Below are 21,728 nucleotides of genomic sequence, written 5' to 3' on the forward strand. Positions count from 1 at the left end.
GCAACGCACAATGCACACATTCACGCGCATCGCCGCCTTTCTCGTTCTGGCCGCTGGCACGGCCTTCGCGAAAGTTGCGCATCCCGATATCACGCCCGTCGCCGGCATCGACCTTTACGGCACGATTCTTGACGACGTCGGCGCGCCCGTCGCCGGTGTTGTTGTGAGCGACGGTTTCCAGTGCGTCGCCACCGACGCGAAGGGCGTTTATCAAATGAAACGCAACCCGAAGGCGCGCATGGTGTATTACTCCACGCCGGCCGCTTATGTTGTCAACACGCTCGCCAAGCCCGGCGACAAGGGCGGCTCGGCTGCGTTTTACGCGAAGCTCGACAAACACGCCGGGCTGCAACGCCACAACTTCGACCTCGCGCGCCTTTCCGCGCCCGAGCGGAAGTTCACGCTTGTCTGCATCGGCGATCCGCAAACGAAAAGGGACGAGCAGATCGTGCGCTACAAAAAGGAAACCATCGGCGACCTCCGCGCATTCGCCCGCGCCTCAGTCTCGCCCTGCTACGCAATCCTCCTCGGCGATGTTTGCGGCGACGCGATGGACTTGCACCGCCCCATGCGCGACGCCACCGCGCTGGCCGGCATCCCGTTCTTTGCCGTCATCGGAAATCACGATCACGACGCGTCCGTCAAGGGCGACGACCACAAGGCCGGCGCGGGTTTCGAGTCGGTTTTCGGTCCGCTCAATTTCTCCCTCAACCGCGGCGACGTTCACATCATCGGCATGGACGACATCCTCTACAACGGCAGCAAAAACTACAAAAGCGGCTTCACCGACGAGCAGGTCGAGTGGTTGCGCCAGGACCTGAGTTTCGTCCCCAAGGACAAAATTATTGTCCTCGCCTATCACGCCCCGCTCGGCCACGGCAACGCGCAAAACCGCGAGAATCTTATGAAGCTCTTCGAGGGTTACGCCGAGGTTCACCTCATGGCCGGCCATTCGCACAACCACAGGAATACTATTATCAAAAAACCGATCGCCGCCTACGAGCACGTCACCGGCACCGCGTGCGGCGCGTGGTGGCGATCCACGCTCAACACCGACGGCACGCCCAACGGCTACGGCGTCTTCAACTTCAACGGAAACAAAGTCGCCGACTGGTTCTACAAGGCCAACGGACGCGGGCGTGATTACCAGATGCGGATGTATCGCGGCGACGCGAGCTTTGGCGGTCCCGGCGGCAAGTTTTCCTACGGCAAAACCGCGAACGATGTCGTCGTCGATGTCTGGAACGCCGACTCCAAGTGGAAAATCGTCGCCTATGAAAACGGCGTCAAGGCCGGCGCGCTGAAAAAACTTCCCCGCATGGTTGACGCCTATGCGGCCGGCTACCATGCGGGCGTGCTCAACAATCAAAGACCGGGCTACGGGCATGTTCCCCCGGCACGAACCAGCACCTCTACCTGCACACCAAGAAAGACCCCGACGCCCGCGTCGAAATCCGCGCGACCGATCGTTTCGGAAAAACCTACACGCTTGACGAATACACCACCGACCACTCCCTCGCCGAGCCGCCGCGTTGACGCGCGCCCCGCTTTCCCTATTTAATCAAGCCTCAACCCAAAACACGACATGCACAAACACCACCCGACATTTCAGCGCGCGCGATTCCTTGCGCGCATCGCCGCCGCATTTCTCGTTCTGGCCGTTGGCACGGTCTTCGCGAGCGCAAAGCATCCCGACATCAAGCCCGACGCGGGCATGGATCTTTACGGCAGCATCATCGACGAAACCGGCGCGCCCGTCGTCGGTGTTGTCGTGAGCGACGGCTTTCAGTGTGTGGCCACGGACGCCCGGGGCGTTTATCAGATGAAGCGCAATCCGAAGGCGCGCATGGTGTATTACTCGACGCCCTCGGAATACGAAATTCACACGCAGGCCACAGCCGTTAAAAAAGGCAAGGGCTCCTCGGCGGTGTTTCACGCAAAACTCGACAGGCGCGGAAAACAAAAACGCTTCAACTTCGACCTCAAGAAACTCCCCGCGCCGGAAAAGCTGTTCACGCTCATCTGTGTCGGCGATCCGCAGACCTCGAACGACACGAATATCGTGCGCTACCGGAACGAGACCGTCGTCGATCTCTACACATTCGGCAAAACCTCCAAGCTGCCCTGCTACGCCATTCTTCTCGGCGACATTTGCAGCGACGCCCCTCAATACCATCGCACCATGCGCGATTACACCGGCCTCACTGAAATACCTTATTTCGCCGTCATCGGAAACCACGACCACGAGCAGGCGATCACCGACGATTACAAAGCCTCGGCGGACTTCGAATCGGTTTTCGGCCCGGTCAACTTCTCGTTCAACCGCGGCGACGTGCACATCATCGGCATGGACGACATCCTCTACAACGGCAGGACCGACTACAAAAGCGGCTTCACCGACGAGCAGGTTGAGTGGCTGCGTCAGGACCTGAGTTTCGTCCCCAAGGACAAAATCATCGTCCTCGGCTATCACGCCCCGCTCTACGAGGGCGAGGCCAAGAATCGCGCGAAGTTGATGAAACTTTTTGAGGGCTACGCCGAAGTTCACCTCATGGCGGGGCACACGCATGATCATCGAAATTTCTTCGTTAAAAAACCGATCGAAGCTTACGAGCACATCCACGGCACCGCCTGCGGTGCATGGTGGCGCTCGACACTCAACAAGGATGGCGCGCCAAACGGCTACGGCGTCTACACCTTCAACGGGAACAAGGTCGCGGACTGGTATTTCAAGGCCACCGGCTACGGTCGCGGCTACCAGATGCGGATGTATCCCGGTGATGTGACCTTTGGCGGCAAATATTCCTACAAACAAGGGCCGAACGATGTTGTTGTCGATGTCTGGAACGCTGATCCCGAATGGAAAATCATCGCCTATGAAAACGGCATTGCGGTCGGTCCGGTGAGAAAGCTTCCCCGTATGGTTGACGCTTACGCCGTCGGTTACCACGTAGGCGAGCTCGGTGCGAATAGCACTGGCTACGAGACAAAATCGAACCAGCACCTCTACGTGCACACGAAGAGAGACCCCAACGCTCGCGTCGAAATCCGCGCCACGGACCGTTTCGGGGTCACCTACGTCGTGCGCGAACTCACAACCGACCTTTCCCGCGCCGGAAAATATCCGCGCTGAGCATTCGCACACCTGCATCAACCCGCCCGCCTTCCCGCCATGTCACTCCAAAAAAAAACACGCACCACGCGCCGCGATTTTCTGAAAGGCGCCTCCGCCACCAGCATCCTCCTCGCGATGCCCTCCGGCATCCTCGGCGCGGCTCCCGCCGTCCTGAAACCGCCCGCGCCCGTGGCGTCCAAGCCGCGCCGTCCGCGCAAGGGCATGCGCACGCACGAGAACAGCCCGGTGATTCTTCGGCGCGAATTGTCGGCCGATCTCGTCGTCGTCGGCGGCGGGCTCTCCGGCATATGCGCGGCAATCGCGGCGGCGCGCCACGGCGCGTCGGTCGTGTTGTTGCAGGACCGCCCCATGCTCGGCGGCAACGCCTCCAGCGAAATCCGCATGGGCATCATGGGCGCGCACGGCCACAACAACAAGGAAACCGGAATCCTCGAGGAATTGCAGCTTGAGAACATTTATCGAAACCCGCTGATGCGCTACACGCTCTGGGACGACGTCATGCTCTCGGCGGTCCTCGCCGAAAAAATCACACTGCTGCTCAACACGAGCGTCCACTCGGTCGAGACGGAGAACAATGTTATCAAAACCGTCACCGGCTGGAATCTTCATGAGTATTGCGAATACACGGTGAGCGGGCGCGTTTTTGCGGACTGCTCGGGCGACAGCATCCTGCGGCTCTCCGGCGCGGAGTTTCGCACGGGGCGCGAGGCGACGGACGAATTCGACGAGAGCTTCGCGCAGCCTCGGGCCGACGCGCACACAATGGGCAACTCCATCCTCATGCAGTTGCGCGAATGCAAGGAGCACCGCCCCTTCATCCCGCCGGCATGGGCGCATCGCTACACCGACGCAAACGCCCCGAAACACCGCAAGCTGCGCGCCGAGGACAATAACTTTTGGTTCATCGAATACGGCGGATTGATCGACACCATCGGCGACGCGAACAAAATCCAATTCGAACTCAAGCGCGTCGTTTACGGCCTCTGGGCCTACATGAAAAACCACCCCGACGGGCGCTGCAAAAATTACGAGCTGGACTGGGTCGGCTCGCTCCCCGGCAAGCGCGAGAGCGCGCGCCTCGTCGGCGATGTCATCCTAAACCAGCGCCACGTCATGGACGCCGGGCGCTTTCCCGACAGCGTCGCCCACGGCGGCTGGGTGCTCGACGACCATCATCCCGGCGGCATTCATTACGACGGCGAGCCGTCCAAGTTCGACTATCCGCCCGTGCCCTTCGGCATCCCCTACCGCAGCCTGTATTCCAAAAACATCGACAACCTGTTTTTCGCGGGAAGAAACGTTTCCTGCACGCACGCCGCGCTGAGCACGATACGCGTCATGGCCACTTGCGCCGTCATGGGCCAGGCCGTCGGCACTGCCGCGGCGCTGACGAAAAAACACGGCTGCATGCCGCGCGATATTTATAAAAAACACATCGCCGAACTGCAGGCGACCCTTCTCGACGACGACCAGATGATCCCGCACCTCCGCCGCAAAGTCTCCCCGCTGACATTGCAAGCGACAGCGCAGTTCGAGGCGCTGCGCGCCGGGCACGATCGCAACATTGAAAAAGGCGAGTGGGGCACCGGCGCCGGCAGCGGCACCGGCGGCACCAAATACAGGTGGCAGGACAAACAAATCGAGACCGGCGTCTGGCTCAAGCAAGGCGAAACCGCCCGCTACGAATGGCCCGCGCCCGTGATGATTTCCTCCGCCCGCGCCGTGTTCGACACCGAGCTTTCCTTCCGCGGCAAACGCATGCGAAAACTGGAGGGGACGACCGATTACAAGGAACTGCCCGCGATGCTCGCCAGGGAGTTCGCGCTGGAAGTCCTCAAGGACGGCCAATGGATGGAAATCGCCCGCGAAAAAGAAAACCGGCGACGCTTCTGGCGCGTGAAATTCCCCGCGGTCAGCTGCACCGCCGCCCGCCTGAAAGTCATCTCCACCTGGGGCGCGAAAACCGACGCGCACGTATTCAGCTTCGAGGTTGCGTGATTATGAAAGCCACACGCACACATGAAACAATCCATGTAGGGGCGCACCTTGCGTGCGCCCTCGCGTCCGCCCTCGTTGGGGCTTCGTGCGCAAACAGTCTTTCGCAAACGAGGGCGCACGCAAGGTGCGCCCCTACAAATTCATTTCCCCAATGACCGCAAAAAACACACTGCTTCCCCGCGTTCTCGCCCTTCTCATTTTTGCCGCCGGATTTTCTTTCGCGCGCGCCGAGTCCGTCAAGGCCGGCGACATCCTGCCGCCGTGGAGCGAGGGTTGTCTTGACATCCACCACATCAACACCGGGAGGGGCGAATCCTCGTTTATCATCATGCCAGACGGCACGACGATGCTCGTGGACGCCGGCTCTATCGCCGGGAAACCTCGCTGGAGCGCCGAGGCGCGCCCCGACGGCTCGCGCTCCGCCGGCGAGTGGATCGCCCGCTACATCGGACGCGCCATGCGCGCGACCCCGAAAAAAAACGTCAGCTACGCGATGATTTCGCACTTCCACATCGACCACATGGGCGCGGTGGGAAAAGACACGCCCGACTCGCGCATCGGCCCCTACAAGGCCAGCGGCATCACCGAGGTGGCGGACTTCGTTCCCTTTGAAAAAATCATCGACCGCGCATGGCCCGACTACAAGGGGCGCGGCGGCCCGTGGAATGACGCGAAAATGAAAAACTACCGCAAGTTTGTGGGCTGGCAGATCGCGAACAAGGGCATGAAGGCGGAGCGTTTTAAGGTCGGCGTCAACAACCAGATCACCCTCGTCAACAACCCCGCGAAATATCCCAACTTCGAAATCCGCAACCTCTCCAACGACGGCATTGTCTGGACGGGCACGGGCGCGGAAACGCGCGACGCACTCGGCGGGCACACGACCAGCGGAAACAAATGCAGCATCGCCTTTCGCCTGGCCTACGGAAACTTCACGTATTTCAGCGGCGGCGATCTCGATTGCAGGGGCGTGGAAACTGGCGGCGTCGACATCGAGGCGGAAGTCGCCAAGGCCTCCGGCCGCGTGGATGTCATCAAGGCAAACCACCACGGCAACTACGACGCCAACGGCCCCGGCTTCATGCGCGCCCTCAGTCCGCGGGTGGTAATCATAGACTCCCATGGCGCCAGCCAGCCGTCCATGAACGTATGGCGCCGCCTGCGCGACAAGAATCTCCTGCCAACCCCGCCGGATGTGTTTGCGACAAACCTCATGGAGGCGACCGCGCTGGCCATGAACGAAAAGCCCGAAAAGGTGGGCGCCCGCAGCCATGTCGTCGTTCGAGTCAGCCCCGGCGGCGAAAAATACTTTGTTTATCGCGTGGACAACACCGATGAAAGCGACCGCGTCCAGTCCGTCCACGGTCCCTACCACTCGAATTAGAAAAACAACGTTTCAAAAAGCACGCACCCAAAAAATCCATGAAAACACCGACTCTTGGCATTATCGCATTTTTTGCTTTTGCAGCGCTCTCCATTCCCCCCGCCCGCGCCGACGCCGTCAAGGTCGGCGACACCCTGCCGCCGTGGAGCGAGGGTTGCCTCGACATCCACAACATCAACACCGGCAAGGGCGAGTCGTCGCTCATCATCATGCCCGACGGCACGACGATGCTTGTGGACGCCGGCGACATCAACGCAAAGGGAGGCGGCCTCGTTGACGCGCTGCCCGACGACACGCGCCTGCCGGGCGAATGGATCGCCCGCTACATCAGCCGCGCGACCGCAAGCACACCGGGCCGCGCGCTCAATTACGTGCTGCTCACCCATTTTCATTCCGACCACATGGGCAAGCTGGTGAAGACCTCCAGTGATTCGTCCGCCGGGGGCTACAAACTCGCCGGCGTCACCGAGGTCGCCGAGCATGTTGCGTTTGAAAAAATCGTCGACCGCGGCTGGCCCGATTACGATTTCCCGGAGCCGATCAAGGGCGCGATGATGGCAAACTACCGCAAGTTCGTGGACTGGCAGATCGCGAACAAGGGCGCGAAGGCGGAGCGCTTCAACGTCGGCGTGAACGACCAGTTCGCGCTGCGCCACAATCCCGCGAAATATCCGAACTTCGAGATCCGCAACATCGCCGCCAACGGCGTTGTCTGGACGGGCCTCGGCGCAAACACGCGCAACCACTTTCCCGACCCGAAGGACGTGGCAAAGGGCGCGATCATCGAGAACAATTGCAGCATCGCATTCCGCCTGTCCTACGGGGCGTTCGATTATTTTGTCGGCGGTGACATCAGCGTGGCCGGAGTGGAAAACGCCGCGCCCGCCGACCGGCTTTGGATGGACATCGAGCGGCCCGTCGCGCTCGTCACCGGTCCCGTCGATGTGATGAAGGCCAACCACCACGCCTATCGCGACGCCAACAGCGCGTTTTTCCTGAGCGCGCTCCGTCCGCGTGTGATCGTTGTCCACGTCTGGACCGCGCCGCAGCCCTCCGCCAACACCTACAGCCTGATGCGCTCGAAAAAAACGTGGCCCGGCGCGCGCGACATTTTTATCACCAACCAGCCCGAGTCCGCGAAATTGGTCACACGGGTTGATCCGAAGGGGCCTCCTCCGGGGCATGTCGTTGTCCGCGTGAGCCCGGGCGGCGCCGAGTATTTCGTTTATGTGCTCGAGGAAACCAACGAGAGCGGTCGCGTGAAATCCGTCCACGGCCCCTACAAATCACGGTAAGAAAAAACATCACCCGCATAACACCCACCCAAAAAAACATGAAAACACTTATTCGCAGCGTGCTCGCGCTTTTTGTTTTTGCCGCCGGCGTCTCCGGCGTTCGCGCCGAACCCGTCAAGGTCGGCGATTCACTGCCGCTGTGGAGCGAGGGTCTGCTCGACATCCACTTCATCAACATCGGCGCGGGTGAGTCGTCGCTCATCATCATGCCCGACGGCACGACGATGCTCGTGGACGCCGGCGACCACGGCCGCCCCGACGCCTACCATCTCTCCACGCTGCCCGACTCGACTCGCCAGGCGGGCGAGTGGATCGCGCGCTACGTCAAGCGCGCCACCACGAACGCGCCCGGCGACGCGATCAATTACGTGATGATTTCGCATTTGCACGGGGATCACATCGGGAGCGTCAAAAAGCACACGCCGCCCGCCGCCTCCGGCGCCTACAAGCGCATCGGCATCAGCGAGGTCGCCGAGCATGTCGCGATTGAAAAAGTCCTCGATCGCGGCTGGCCCGACTACAATTTTCCCGTGCCGCAAAAAAGCGGCGTGGTCACCAACTACCGGAAGTTTTTGAACTGGCAGGTCGCGAACAAGGGCGTGAAGGCCGAGCGGTTCAAACCCGGCGTGAACGACCAGATCGTGATGAACCACAACCCCAAGAAATACCCGAATTTTGAAATCCGCAACCTCGCCGCCAACGGTGTCGTCTGGACGGGAATCGGCTCAAACACGCGCAATCATTTTCCCGACCCGAAGGACGTGCCGCCGGGCGCGATCATCGAGAATCTTTGCAGCATCGCGTTCCGCCTGTCCTACGGCGAGTTCGATTATTTTTCCGGCGGCGACCTCAGCGTGAACGGAACGGACAACGCCTCGACCGCCGACTTGTGGAGGGATATCGAGCGGCCCGTCGCGCTCGTCACCGGTCCAGTCGAGGTGATGAAGGCCAACCACCACGCCTACTACGACGCCAACAGCCCGTTCTTTCTCGCCTCGCTGCGCCCGCGGGTGATCGTCGTCTCCACGTGGTTCACCGCCCATGTGGCGCTCAACACCTACCGCCGGATGCAGTCCAAGACGCTCTGGCCCGGCGCGCGCGACATTTTTATCACCAACCAGCCGGAGGCCATGAAACTGGCCGCGCGCCTCGACCCGAAGGATCCGCCCCCGGGCCATGTCGTCATTCGCGTGAGCCCGGGCGGGGCCGAGTATACCGTGTATGTTCTCGACGAAACCAACGAGAGCGCCCGTGTGAAATCCATCCACGGCCCCTACAAATCGCGCTGATTTTTTCCAATGACACCAAATGTTGAAAATGCACTAAAGGCCGCAACCGACACCAAGGCGCTCTTGGTCGGGCGCGGTGTTCTGCGCGAGGCCGCGCCGCTGTTCAAGGAACAGTTCGGCGACAAACGCGCGCTCATTGTCGCAGACACCACCACGTTCGGCATCGCCGGGCGCGATGTGTCGGAATTTTTGCGCCAGGGCGGCGTGCCGCAGGACGAGGCGTTTGTGTTTTCCGAACCGGAAATGCACGCCGAATACCATCACGTCGAGGCGCTCGCGGAGCGCCTGCGCGCCACGGACGCGATTCCCGTCGCCGTCGGCTCCGGCACCGTGAACGACCTGTGCAAACTCGCCGCGCACCTCGTGGAGCGGCCCTACATGATCGTCGGCACCGCCGCCTCGATGGACGGCTACACTTCGTTCGGCGCGTCCATCACCGCCGACGGCGCGAAGCAAACGTTCAACTGCCCCGCGCCGCGCGCCGTGCTCGCCGACCTCGACATTTTCGCGCGCGCGCCGGCTGACATGACCGCCGCCGGATACGCCGATTTGTTTTCGAAAGTCACCGCCGGCGGTGACTGGCTCGTGGCCGACATGCTCGCGGTGGAGCCGATTATTCCGCGCGCGTGGGACATCGTGCAAGGCGGCCTCGCCGACGCGCTCGGCGATCCCGCCGGTGTGCGCGCGGGCGACGCCGTCGCGCTCGGAAAACTCGTCGAGGGTTTGATGCTCGCCGGCTTCGCCATGCAATACTCGCGCATCAGCCGTCCCGCGTCCGGAGCGGAGCATTACATCAGCCACCTCTGGGACATGGAGGGTCACCGTTATCGCGGGCACGGCGTGTCGCACGGTTTTCAAGTCGCAGTCGGCACCGTCGCCATCCTCGCGTTTTACGAGCAGCTCTTTAAGCACGATCTCGCCGCGCTCGACATCGAGCGCTGCTGCGCCGCGTGGCCGGAACTCGCCAAGGTGGAGTCGGACGCGATGGCCGAGTTTGGCAGCACGGTGTTTCGCGATCGCGTGCTTTCCGAGAGTCGCGCGAAATACATCAACAAGGAGCAGCTCGCCGCCAAGCTCGCCCTGGTGAAGCAAAACTGGATCGCGCTCAAGCCGCGCCTGGAAAAACAACTGCTTCCCGTCGCCGAGGCGCAGCGCCTGCTGCGGCTAGCGGGCGCGCCTGCGGAGCCGGAGGATGTCGGCGCGAGCCGCGCGCAATTGCGCCGCGCGCTGACCGTCGCCCCGATGTTGCGCAACCGCGTCACCGTGCTCGACCTCGCCCATTACACCGGGCTGTTTGACACCTGCATCGACGGCCTTTTCGGGAAGGGCGGCCGCTGGGAAATCTAACCCGCGCCGCGACGCGAAAAACCTTCGTTCACCGTTCGCATTTTTAATCTCAAAAAACAAAAAACACATCATGAAAACAAACCTCGTAACCACAATCCGGCGCCTGCTCGCGGGCGGCTTGTTCCTCGCCGCCGCGACCGCCTTTTGCGGAAACGCCACGCTCGAGCATCCCTTTGTCGGCACCTACAAACGGGAGGCCGCGCAAGGCATGACCATCCACAAGGACACCGCCTTCCTGTTCAACAACACGGGCATCTGCCGCATGTATAATCTCAAGACCGGCGAGTTCATCACCTCGTTCGAACTCGACACGCTCGCGCCGGAAAACCATTCCAACTGCGCCGACTTCGGCGTGGAGTATCCCGCGGGCAACCACTCCTATCCGGCGATCTATGTTTCAGAGTGCTACGGGAAAAGGCGCTGCTTCGTGGAGAGCATCAACGAGGCCGGCGCAAAGCTGATACAAACCCTGGCGGTAAGAATCGGCGGCAAGGACAACAGTCCCTTCGACTGGTATGTGGATCGTGATAAAAAATTCCTGTATTCAATCGCCATCGTCGCGGACGACAAAGGCATGAGGGATTATCGTCTCACGAAATACCGCCTGCCCGCGTTGAGCGCTGGTGATGTCAATTTCACCAAGAGCGACGTCATCGAGCAGTTCACCATCAAGTTCTCCCAGTTGAGCCAGGGCGGGACAATCCGCGGCGATTATCTCTATCTGCCCGTCGGCCATCCGAAACCCTCCGGCACCAAGAAAGACCCGAAGGACCGCGGCCTGCTCGTCGTGAACCTGAAGACAAAACAAATCGAAAAAACGCTTGATCTCAACCAGCTCGCCGTCGAGCCGGAGGACGTCGCGTTCCACGGCGACAAACTCCTGATGTATTGCGGCCAGTCGGGCGGCCTGTGGCACATCACGGGCTTCTGATTCAGGTAGGGCGAACCCTCCGGGTGAGCCGTTCGCAATTTCGGCTCACCCTGAGGGTTCGCCCTACCAAAGTCGCCCCACCAAAATCACAAAACAACCCTCATGAAAAACACCGTCATTGCCGGCGTCCGGCGCGCGTTCGCAGCAGCCGCGTTTTTTGCCGCCGCCTCCACCGCATTTTGCGCGGGCGCCACGCTCGCGCATCCCTTCCCGGGCCAATACAAGGGGGAGTCCGCGCAAGGCATGACCATCCACAAGGACACCGCCTTCCTGTTCAACAACACGGGAGGCTGCCGCGTGTATAACCTCAAGACCGGAGCGCTCGTCAACGAGTTCAAACTCGCCAGTGCCGCGCCGGAGAACCACGCCAACTGCGCCGATTTCGGCGTGGAGTATCCCGCGGGCAACGACACCTACCCGGCGATTTATATCTCCGAATGTTTTGGAAAACGCCGCTGCCTTGTGGAAAGCATCAACGAGGCCGGTTCGAAATTGCTGCAAACGCTGGAGCTTAAATCCGGCGGTCCCGAGGAACTGCCCTACGACTGGATCGTGGATCGCGAGAAAAAATTCCTCTACGCCATCACGCTCGTCTCGGATGAGGGCGGCATGAAGGAGGCCCTTGTCACAAAACTCCGCCTGCCCGCGCTGGGCGAGGGCAACGTCATTTTTGCAAAGAAGGACATCATTGAGCAGTTCACGATCCGCTTCCGCAACCTGCACCAGGGCGGCACGATTCGCGGCGAGCGCCTCTATCTGCCGCTCGGCCGCCACAAGCCCCACGGAAAGAAAAAAGACACGCGCGACCGCGCCGTGATGATCGTCAACCTGCGGACAAAACAAATCGAGAAAACCATCGACCTCAGCGACGACATTCACGTCGAGCCGGAGGACGCCGCGTTCCACGGCGACGAGCTGCTGGTGTATTGCGGACAAGCAGGCGGCCTGTGGCGCGTCAACGGACTCTGACCGCGCGCGCATCCACACACACACACTTTCACTCCCACTCACTTTCACACGGAAAAACACACACGAAACAACATGGAAAAACAAAAAACCACCAAGAGCTTTCACTACTGGCAATGGCGCACCATCATCGCGACGATGGTCGGCTACTCGCTGTTTTATTTCATCCGAAAAAACCTCAGCGTGGCCATGCCCGGCCTGCAGGCGGAGTTCGGCATCACGAAGGCCCAGCTCGGCATCTTCCTCACCGCGCACGGCCTCATCTACGGCGTGTCGAAATTTGTCAACGGCATCATCGGCGACCGGGTGAACGCGCGCGCGTTCATGGTCTTCGGGCTGCTCGCCGTTTCGTTGTGCGGCCTCGCCTTCGCATCCGGCCCGACCATCGCCGCGTTTTTCGCCGGCTCGAACACGGGCGAGAAATTCACCGCCGTGCTCGTCGTCACGCTCGGCGTGATCTGGATGATCAACGGCTTCTTCCAAGGCACGGGATTTCCGCCCTGCGCGCGGCTCATCACCCACTGGGTGCCGCCCTCCGAGCTCGCATTCAAGATGTCCATCTGGAACGCCTCGCACTCCATCGGCGCCGGTTTCGTCGTCGTGCTCTGCGGCTACCTCGTGATGCTCGGCTGGCGCTGGTGCTTCTGGGTGCCCTCCATGATCACCATCGTCGGCGCGGGCGTGCTCTGGCTCACGCTGCGCGACACGCCTTCGTCCGTTGGCCTGCCGGAATTGCCGGGCACGGAAAAGAAATCCGAAAAAACGGACACCGAGGCCGACCGCGCCGAGTTCAAACAATTCCTCCGCAAAAAAGTGTTCCTCAATCCGATCGTCTGGCTCTGCGGCTTCGCCAACTTTTTCATCTACACCATCCGCTACGCCATCCTCGACTGGGGCCCGACCATGCTCGGCGAGTGGAAGCACATCTCGATAACAAAATCCACGTGGATGGTCGCCGGCTTCGAGATCGCCGCCATTGCCGGCATGCTCGTCGCGGGCTGGGCGACCGACCGCTTCTTCAAGGGACGCGCCGCCCGCGTGTGCGTGCTCTGCATGGCGTTCGTGACGGTCATCCTGGTGGTTTTCTGGCTGGTGCCGCTGCCGACTCTGGCGCTGGTTCCGGTGCTCATGGCCGCGGGATTTTTCATCTACGGCCCGCAGGCGCTCACCGGCGTGATCACGGCCAACATCGTCACGCGCCGCGGCGCGGCGACGGCGATCGGCTTCACCTCGCTGTTCTCCTACGCCAGCACGGTGCTCTCCGGCTGGGGGCTCGGCCTGGTGGCGCAAAACTACGGCTGGGCGCCCGCCATCGGCGTGCTGTGCGGCGCGGGCGTCATCGGCCTCATCGCCTTCCTCTGCCTGTGGAACACGAAGCGCGACGCCTACGAGGACGAACAGGAGGGCGCAGCGTAAGCCGCGGCCCCCTTTCCGAGGCGGACGTCCGCCTCGGAAACAACAGCTGAAAAAAGGAAACTTTAGGCGGGCATTTTTGTCGGGTTTTTGCCTGACTGAAAATGCCCGCAACTTTTGCCCGGGATCATCGTCACGCAAAAACCAAAACCCATCCTCTTTTCACTCTCAAAAAATCGTGTCTGTGTTCTTATTTTCCGACAAAGCCCGCCGCTCTCCGTTTTCGCAATCTTACCGTTCAGGCAAAATCTTCTTGCTGGTGCTTTTTTTGGGCTGCGCCATCCCCGGCTTCGGACAAAAGGCGGGCACGTCCACCGAACCCGCCGCCGAATCAGGCGGCAAGACCGTCCCCGTCACGCTCGCCGCCACCACGGAGTCCGGCAACCAGGGAAAAAAAGGCGCGGGTGACAACTCCTCCTCCACGTCATCCTCGACTCCCGCCGCCACCGCGGAAAACACCGTCGTGCTCGACACCTACACCGTGAAAGCCTCGCGCGAGGGCGGCGTTGTCACCGAGGGTCCGCAACCCGTCCAAACCTACGACTCCGCGCAAATCAGCGATTCCGGCGCGTTCAACATGGAGGACTTTCTCGAGGACCTGCCGCCCGCCGAGGACGGCGACGAAGTGCTCATTCTCATCGACGGACAGCCCGCGCACATCGACCCCGAAACGATTCCGCTCGACATGATCGAGCGCGTGCAAGTCAGCCTCTACGGATCGATCCCCGAACTCGGCGCCTACGCGCAAGGCAAGGTCATCAACATCATCCTCAAAAAAGACTACGTCGGCGGCGACATCGGCGAGCGCATCCGCGTCGCGGCGGCAGGCGGCGGATTTCACCAATACACAAAATTCTCCATGAACGTCACCAAGCGCCGCTGGAGCTATTTTCTCAGCGGCGTTTATTGGAAGACCAACGAATTGCTCGCCTCCAGCCGCGAACTCTCGCGCAACCAGGACCACACCTACCGCGACGGCACCGACATGCGCCTCGCCTGGGGCACCCCCGGCGTCGTGCAAGCCGCCAGCGGCAACCTCGCCGGCATCGTCGATTCCGGCGGCAATCCCGTCGCCTCCGCGCTTGTGCCCGAAAACCAAAACGGCCTCTCGCTCGCCGCCTCCGATTTTCTGGCCGGCGACACCGCGCTCTCCGCCACCGCCTACGGACAGCGTCGCTTCAACACATCCGACTATCGCATGCTCATCGCCCCCACGCGGCGCTACAACATGAACGGCTCCGTCACCTACAAGCGCGGCGACCGCTTCCGCATCAGTCTCAGCGGAAACTACACCGACACCAAGGTCGAGCGCATCGGCGCGCCGCCCGTCACCGCCGCGTCCTCCAAGACACTCGTGCCCGCCGCCTACAACCCCTTCGGGCAGGACGTCTATGTTGGCCTCGTCCACACGGAATTCGGCCCCACGCGCCAAACCGCGCGCACCCGCAACGCGCAATTCGGCCTCAAGATGAGCGGCAAAATCGGCGACATCACCCCGCCGGCTCCCGGCCAGCACAGCACCGCGTGGAACTGGAGCAGCAGCATCGGTTATCAACGCTACCGGTCGCGCACCATCGCCACCGACCTCGACAAGGACGCGTTCACCGCCTCGCTCAAGGCCGACGATCCCGCCCTGCGTTTCAACCCCTTCGGCGATCCCGCCCTCGGCCCCGTCAACGCGCACCTTTACCCCGGCCTCACCGTCTATCGCACGCGCTTGGACGACATCACCAACGTCCGCTACAACGCCGCGGCCAACGGCCCGCTCGCCATCCTCCCCGGCGGCCCGCTCCGTCTCGCGCTCGCCGCCGCCTATCACCACCAGGACCGCGACCGCGAAAACACAAACGCGACCTCCGGCAACCCCGCCAAGACGGAAAAAACCAACGACTCCGGCGCCGGCTCCGCCTCGCTCAACGTGCCCTTTTTCGGAAGGGCAAACTCCGCGCCCCTCCTTCGCCGCCTCGAAACCAACGCCTCCTACTGGCAAAACATGCAAAGCCAGGGCAACCGCCGCCGCAGCTACGCCGGTGGCCTCGTCTGGTCGCCGGCGCGCTCGCTGCTCTTCCGCGCCCGCTACTCGGTTTACGAAAACAAACCCGCCACCTCGACCTTTGCCGGCTCCGAGTCGCTCGTCACCGAGACCTTCATCGACCGCGCCCGCGACGACGAAACCGTCACCGACGTCACCGTTTTCACGCGCGGCTCCATCTCCGCCGTGACCTCGAAAAGCGAAACGCAAACCCTCGGATTCACCCTCGAACCGACCTTCCTGAAAGGCCTGCGATTTTCCGCCACGCACAACGTCCGCCAGCGCCACTGCATCTACCAAAGCAGTTTCAGCGCGCAGGAAATCATCAACAACGAAAGCTCGTTCCCCGGCCGCGTCATCCGTGACGACCCCACGCCGGCGGACATTGCGCAAGGCCTGCCCGGCCGCATCACCCGGATCGACACCACGCCCGGCAACACCGGCGAGGCCGAGGTCCGCGACCTGCGCTTCTCGCTCGAATACCGCCTGCCCAGGCAGCAATACGGCCGCATCATGCTCCGCGCCTACGCCACGCACGTGCTCGATTCGGAATACCAAGTGGCCCCCGGCGTTGACTACACCTATCGGAGCACCAGCGGCAACAATCCGCCCGAATGGACATTCCAGGGGCAGGCCTCGTGGAACCACAAAGGCTGGAATACGGTTATTCGTGTGAACCACACCGGCCCGCGCATGAACGCGCCCATCGACGACCCGGAAAACCCGACATACACGACGGTGAACTTCGACCTGAGTTATCAGTTTCAAAAACCGATCATCGGAAAATTTGGCCGCCGCCTCCGCATTGGCGTGGGCATAGCGAACTGCTTTGACGTCGACCCGCTCTACGCCGACACCGTCTCCGGCTACCGCACCGGCTCTCCGCTGGGCCGCATGTATACCTGCTCCCTCACGCTGCCGATGTGACGGACGGTTGCGAGAGTCACGCCTCACGTCGCGTCAGCAATCTGGAGGGGCTCCTGCCAACCTTCGAAAGTTTCGGAGCGTTGGTTTTTCTTCCCAATTCACACAACCTCTACCCAAGTCCGCAATCTGGAGCAGTCTAAATAAAACTGCATTCGCGTTGGGTATTGGCACGCTTGGCGGGCGCGCCGTTTTTTGAATGTCAAGTGCGGCGGTTGGCAGAATGTCGCGTCGCTCGGGCCGGCAAACCCGCTCTGCCAAAAACGGCCGCGCTATTTATAAAAATAGTCTATTTTATCTTCCCGTTCTCAAACACCACTTTGCCGCCGACGATGGTGTATTTGACGCGTCCTGTGAGGGTTTGGCCGGACCAGGGGGAGTTGGCGGACTTGCTTTGGCCTTTTTTGGCGTCGTATAGCCATTTTTCCTTTGGGTCGAAGAGGCAGATGTCGGCGTTCGCGCCTTCGGCGAGTGTGCCGGCCTCCAGATTCAAGAGTTGGGCGGGTTTTCTTGTCATCAGGTCGATGACGTGGGGGAGCTTGAACTTCGACTGGCGCACGAGGATGTCGAGCGTGACGGGGAGCGAGGTTTCCAAGCCGAGGATGCCATTGGGGGCGTTGTCAAATTCGCGGTCTTTTTCGTAGTCGGTGTGCGGGGCGTGGTCGGTGGCGATGATGTCGATGGCGCCGTCGCGCAGGCCTTCGATTATGGCGAGGCGGTCCTCCTCGGTGCGGACGGGCGGGTTCATTTTGTAGTGGGTGTCGTAGTGCTCGAGGGCGGCGTCGGTGAGCGCGATGTGGTGCGGGGTCGCCTCGGCGGTGATGCGGGTGCCGCGCGCCTTGGCGCGGCGGATGAGTTCGACGGAGTATTTCGAGGAGATGTGCTGGCAGTGGATGTGCGCGCCGGTGTAGGAGGAGAGGATGACGTTGCGCGAGACGATGATGTCCTCGGCGGCGTTGGGCCAGCCGCGCAGTCCGAGTCGGCTGGACATGACGCCTTCGTTCATCACGGCGCCTTGCGTGAGGGAGTGGTCCTGACAATGGTCCATGACGGGGAGGTCGAACATTTTGGCGTATTCGACGGCGGAGCGCATGAGGGCGTTGGATTGCACGCAGTCGCCGTCGTCGGTGATGGCGACGACTCCGGCGCGCTTGAGCGAGCCGATGGGGGCGAGGGCCTGGCCTTTCATGCCTGTGGTGATGCAGCCGGTGGGATAAACGCGCACGACGGCGTCGCGGTCGGCGGCGTCCTTGATTGCCTGGATGGTGCCGGCGTTGTCGGCGACGGGCGATGTGTTTGGCATGCAGACGACGGTGGTGAATCCGCCCGCGGCGGCGGCGCGGCTGCCGGTGGCGATGGTTTCCTTGTGCGTCTGGCCGGGCTCGCGGAAGTGGACGTGGACGTCAACGAGACCGGGGCAGGCGACGAGGCCGGCGGCGTCGATTTTGCGCGCGCGTTTTTTCGCGGCGGCGGAGAGCGAGGGGACGATTTTACCGGCGTCGTTGACGTAGAGGTCGCCGATCGCGTCGCGTTTGGCGGCCGGGTCGATGATGCGGGCATTTTGGATCCAGAGTGTGGGCATGATGTGGGAAGAAAAGGCTGAAGGGCTGAAGGATGGGACGGATAAGACTGATAGGGCCGATGGGACAGATGCGCGGGCTAGTCCGCCGCGATCACGTTTTCCGGCTGGCCTCCGGAGCAGAGATATAGCACCGCCATGCGGACCGCGATGCCGTTGGTGACTTGTTCTAGGATCACGCTGTTGGGGCCGTCGGCGAGGTCGTTGTCGATTTCGACGCCGCGGTTGATCGGGCCGGGGTGCATGATGAGCGCCTTGGGGTTCAGCCACGAGGCGCGGGTTTTGTTGAGGCCAAACATGCTCGTGTATTCGCCGAGCGAGGGGAAGTGGTTCGCGCTTTGGCGTTCGTGCTGGATGCGCAGGAGCATGACAACGTCGGCGCCGGCGAGGGCGCCGCGGAGGTCGTGCGAGACCGTCACGCCGAGGGCGGTGAGGTGGCGCGGGACGAGGGTCGAGGGGCCGCAGAGGGTGACGTCGGCGCCGAATTTTTTCAGCGCGTGGATGTTGGAGCGGGCGACGCGGCTGAAGAGGATGTCGCCGAGGATGACGATTTTTCGGCCTTTGAGCGAGCCGAGGTGCTCGCGCATGGTGAAGGTGTCGAGGAGGCCTTGCGTGGGGTGGGCGTGCGCGCCGTCGCCTGCGTTGATGACGGGGATGTCGAGGAGTTTGGAGAGGTAGAGGGGCGAGCCGGAGGCGGCGTGGCGCAGGACAATCATGTCGGCTCCGAGGGCGCGGATGTTTTCGGCGGTGTCGCGGAGGCTTTCGCCTTTCGTGGTGGAGCTGGCGGAGGCGTCGAAGCTGATGACGTCGGCGCTGAGTCGCTTGGCGGCGATGTCGAACGAGATGCGGGTGCGCGTGCTCGGTTCGAGGAAGAGGTTGACGATGGTCTTGCCGCGCAGGGCGGGGACTTTTTTCACGCTGCGACCGAGGATTTTCTTGAAGGCGGCGGCGGTGGCGTGGATTTGGTTAATTTCGTCGAGGGAGAGTTCCTCGAGCGTGATTAGGTCTTTGCGGGTCCAGGGCATGGGAGAAGAGTGAATGGTGAAAGGTGAAGAGTAAAAAACGGAGGGCGCTACCGCGCCGGTAAGGTGCTGGTGATTTCAATGGTGTCGAGGGCGGGGTTGGCGGGGTCGATGTGGGTGCGGATTTTTTCGTTGGCGCCGACGTCGAGCTGGATGCCGGTGTAGTTGGCGGCGATGGGGAGGCGGCGGTCGCCTCGGTCAACGAGCACGGCGAGTTCGACGCGCTCGGGGCGTCCGTGGTCGAAGACTTCGTTGAGGGCGGCGTTGATGGTGCGGCCGGATTGGAGGACGTCGTCAACGAGGATGACTGTGGCGTTGTTGACATCGCCGGGGATGTGCGTGGGCGCGAATTCCTTGGGGATGGGATGGCGGCCGATGTCGTCGCGGTGAAAGGAGATGTCGAGCACGCCGGGTCGCGCGCCGGGGATCATGGTGGCGAGCCGGCGGGCGAGGGTGACGCCGCCGTTGGCGATGCCGAGGAGGAGGATTTTTTCGCGGGCCGGATGCCTTTGGGCGATGGCCTTGGCGAGTTGCTCAATGGCGATGTGGATCGCGTGGCCGCTTTCTGTTTCACGTGCGGCGGTTGTTTGTTTTTTTGATTTGCTGATTTTGGCGGGCACGGGTGTGTGTTTTGGCACGGGCTTGGAACGGGGGAAGATTATTTTATCGAAATGAATCGCGCCGCGTGGGGTTTGGTCGCGGATTTTTTGCGCGCCACGGTGCTATGGCAGGGTGGGGTGGGCGCGACGTCGGGGCTGGGTGCGTTGAGAAATCATTGAGCGGCGGCCGTTGTGCGTTTCGGGCGTTTGTTTTATTCTTTGCGCGTTCCCGCTTTTGGCGTCGAATGGCGCAAGGGCCTCCTCCTCGCCCCGCCGCCTTTTTCACACTGGAGAAAACCCATGCGACATAGAAAGTCTTCCTCATGAAAAAAATCCATCTTTCCCCGGCGCCTTTTTTACGCGCGCTGCTTGCGCTGGTTGTCCTGGCCGGCGTGCTCCGCGCCGATGACGGCGTCTCGCTGGAAACCGACAGCACTTTTCCCGACATCGAAAACTGGGCGGGCACAAACTGGCAGAGCGCAGGCTGGCCCGCGATCCAGTTGAAAAAGAACCGCATCGACCGTTCCATCGTGCAGCTCGGCTTCGACTCGGTGTCGCCTTACAACACCGGCGCCGGTCCCAACTTCCTGCTGCGCGTGCGAATCGGCGGGCGGTTTGTTTTTCTGACAAACTCCGCGGAGGTCGCCGCGTCGAAGCCCGGCGCGATTTTGATGCAAAAAAAGGAGCGCATCTTCGAGGGCGTTCTTCCGAACGGCGGCGTGCTCGCGGAGGCGGCGGTCGATTACGGGCGGAGCACGGTGCACTACACCGCCGGCGAACTGAATCCGGGCAACACTAACGATCCCCGCTTCACGTCGCTGCGGTTCATCCCGCGCAATGGTGGCGGCTCCGACGGCGCGGCTGGTAGTGGGGGCGCGGTTTCGGACTGGGCACCGTTGTCCTTCGGCATTCCGGCCTACTACGCCGGCGCGAATTGGTCTGTTGCCGCGTGGCCCGGCGCGCGCGGAAAAACCGTGGGCAAACGCGCGACAGTTCGGCTCGGCTTCGACGGCAGCTCCGTGTATCGGGGCGGCGCGCAGGCGCAGGATTTTCTCTGCCGTCTCGTGTTCAAGACCGGCGGCACGGTTTTTCTCAGCAACAGCCCCGAGGTCGCGCGTCGCAAGGGAGATGTCACCGTGATGGAGCGGAAGAACGGTTGCTTCGAGGCGGTCATTGACGGATTGGGCGAGCTGAAGGAAGTGGCGGTTGACTTCGGCGAATCCACGATGGCCTACGGGCGCGGAACATGGAGCCTCAACAAAAAGAACGCCGCCGACGTGCGCTTCAATAGCTTGGACATTTCTCCCGTCGCGGAAGCGCAACGCGCAACCGCCGCGCCGCAGGCACAACCCGCCAAACCGGCGACCAGCGCGCAAGCGAAGGAGTATTCCTCGCCCGCCTATTACGGCGGTCCGAATTGGCTCGTGGCCGTTTTCACAGGCGCGCGCGGACTGAAGCTGTCGGGGAAAAATACGACGCTGTGGCTGCACTTCGATGGCGCGTCGTGCTTCAACACAGGCGAGGACGTGAGTTTTCTTCTGCGCGTGGTTTTCGAAAATGGGAAAACAATCTATGCCTCGAACTCCGAAACAATCGTGACCGCCGCGCCGGGTGGAATGACTGCAAAATTTTCGCTGAATAAAACGGCGCGTTATTTCGAGGGCGCGCTTGTCGGGCTGGGCAACGGCGGCGCGGTTCGCGAGATCGCGGTGGATTTTGGCGAGAGCACAAGTCATCTCCCCGTGCCGCTTAACAAGCGAAACAATAACAACCCGCGCTTCACAAAACTGACAGTGCTCGGCGATCAGTGAAA

Annotated in this window: 15 protein-coding genes; 12 read left to right on the forward strand and 3 right to left on the reverse strand. The window is 61.9% G+C overall.

Annotation, left to right across the window (positions count from 1 at the left end; all coding sequences use genetic code 11):
• Window positions 1–10: 10 nt before the first annotated feature.
• From CKA38_RS10435 to CKA38_RS10485, 11 genes are all read left to right on the forward strand, one after another.
• Window positions 11–1,561, forward strand: coding sequence for a calcineurin-like phosphoesterase C-terminal domain-containing protein (locus tag CKA38_RS10435; RefSeq protein WP_161554850.1), 1,551 nt, complete (start codon window positions 11–13; stop codon window positions 1,559–1,561).
• Window positions 1,562–1,585: 24 nt separating this feature from the next.
• Window positions 1,586–3,133, forward strand: coding sequence for a calcineurin-like phosphoesterase family protein (locus CKA38_RS10440; RefSeq protein WP_108825420.1), 1,548 nt, complete (start codon window positions 1,586–1,588; stop codon window positions 3,131–3,133).
• Between the two features lie 39 nt (window positions 3,134–3,172).
• A complete protein-coding gene (locus CKA38_RS10445; RefSeq protein WP_108825421.1) occupies window positions 3,173–5,134 on the forward strand; it encodes an FAD-dependent oxidoreductase in 1,962 nt (653 codons plus the stop codon).
• A 151-nt stretch (window positions 5,135–5,285) separates the two neighbouring features.
• Window positions 5,286–6,518, forward strand: a complete 1,233-nt coding sequence (locus CKA38_RS10450; protein WP_108825422.1) for a ComEC/Rec2 family competence protein — start codon at window positions 5,286–5,288, stop codon at window positions 6,516–6,518.
• Window positions 6,519–6,556: 38 nt separating this feature from the next.
• Window positions 6,557–7,813: a ComEC/Rec2 family competence protein gene (locus CKA38_RS10455; RefSeq protein WP_108825423.1), complete on the forward strand. Its 1,257-nt coding sequence runs from the start codon at window positions 6,557–6,559 to the stop codon at window positions 7,811–7,813.
• A 38-nt stretch (window positions 7,814–7,851) separates the two neighbouring features.
• Window positions 7,852–9,102, forward strand: coding sequence for a ComEC/Rec2 family competence protein (locus tag CKA38_RS10460; RefSeq protein ID WP_108825424.1), 1,251 nt, complete (start codon window positions 7,852–7,854; stop codon window positions 9,100–9,102).
• Window positions 9,103–9,111: 9 nt separating this feature from the next.
• A complete protein-coding gene (locus CKA38_RS10465) occupies window positions 9,112–10,449 on the forward strand; it encodes a sn-glycerol-1-phosphate dehydrogenase (protein WP_108825425.1) in 1,338 nt (445 codons plus the stop codon).
• A gap of 70 nt (window positions 10,450–10,519) precedes the next feature.
• Window positions 10,520–11,380, forward strand: a complete 861-nt coding sequence (locus CKA38_RS10470) for a hypothetical protein (protein ID WP_108825426.1) — start codon at window positions 10,520–10,522, stop codon at window positions 11,378–11,380.
• A 102-nt stretch (window positions 11,381–11,482) separates the two neighbouring features.
• Entirely contained in the window at window positions 11,483–12,349 is an 867-nt protein-coding gene (locus CKA38_RS10475; protein WP_108825427.1) for a hypothetical protein, read from the forward strand.
• 72 nt (window positions 12,350–12,421) lie between these two features.
• A complete protein-coding gene (locus CKA38_RS10480) occupies window positions 12,422–13,762 on the forward strand; it encodes an MFS transporter (protein WP_108825428.1) in 1,341 nt (446 codons plus the stop codon).
• 250 nt (window positions 13,763–14,012) lie between these two features.
• A complete protein-coding gene (locus tag CKA38_RS10485) occupies window positions 14,013–16,718 on the forward strand; it encodes a TonB-dependent receptor (RefSeq protein WP_152032799.1) in 2,706 nt (901 codons plus the stop codon).
• Between the two features lie 286 nt (window positions 16,719–17,004).
• Here CKA38_RS10485 and CKA38_RS10490 read toward each other — a convergent pair whose 3' ends face one another.
• From CKA38_RS10490 to pyrR, 3 genes are all read right to left on the reverse strand, one after another.
• On the reverse strand, window positions 17,005–18,297 hold the full coding sequence (locus tag CKA38_RS10490) for a dihydroorotase (RefSeq protein WP_108825430.1): 1,293 nt from the start codon (window positions 18,295–18,297) through the stop codon (window positions 17,005–17,007).
• Between the two features lie 77 nt (window positions 18,298–18,374).
• Window positions 18,375–19,319: an aspartate carbamoyltransferase catalytic subunit gene (locus CKA38_RS10495; protein ID WP_108825431.1), complete on the reverse strand. Its 945-nt coding sequence runs from the start codon at window positions 19,317–19,319 to the stop codon at window positions 18,375–18,377.
• A gap of 47 nt (window positions 19,320–19,366) precedes the next feature.
• Window positions 19,367–19,954 (reverse strand): bifunctional pyr operon transcriptional regulator/uracil phosphoribosyltransferase PyrR, encoded by a 588-nt coding sequence (gene pyrR, locus CKA38_RS10500; RefSeq protein ID WP_236918998.1) that lies wholly within the window; start codon window positions 19,952–19,954, stop codon window positions 19,367–19,369.
• Window positions 19,955–20,238: 284 nt separating this feature from the next.
• Here pyrR and CKA38_RS10505 point away from each other — a divergent pair, with 284 nt between their 5' ends.
• Window positions 20,239–21,726, forward strand: a complete 1,488-nt coding sequence (locus tag CKA38_RS10505; RefSeq protein ID WP_108825432.1) for a hypothetical protein — start codon at window positions 20,239–20,241, stop codon at window positions 21,724–21,726.
• Window positions 21,727–21,728 lie beyond the last annotated feature (2 nt).

The organism is Ereboglobus luteus (assembly GCF_003096195.1).
Taxonomy (GTDB): Bacteria; Verrucomicrobiota; Verrucomicrobiia; order Opitutales; family Opitutaceae; genus Ereboglobus; species Ereboglobus luteus.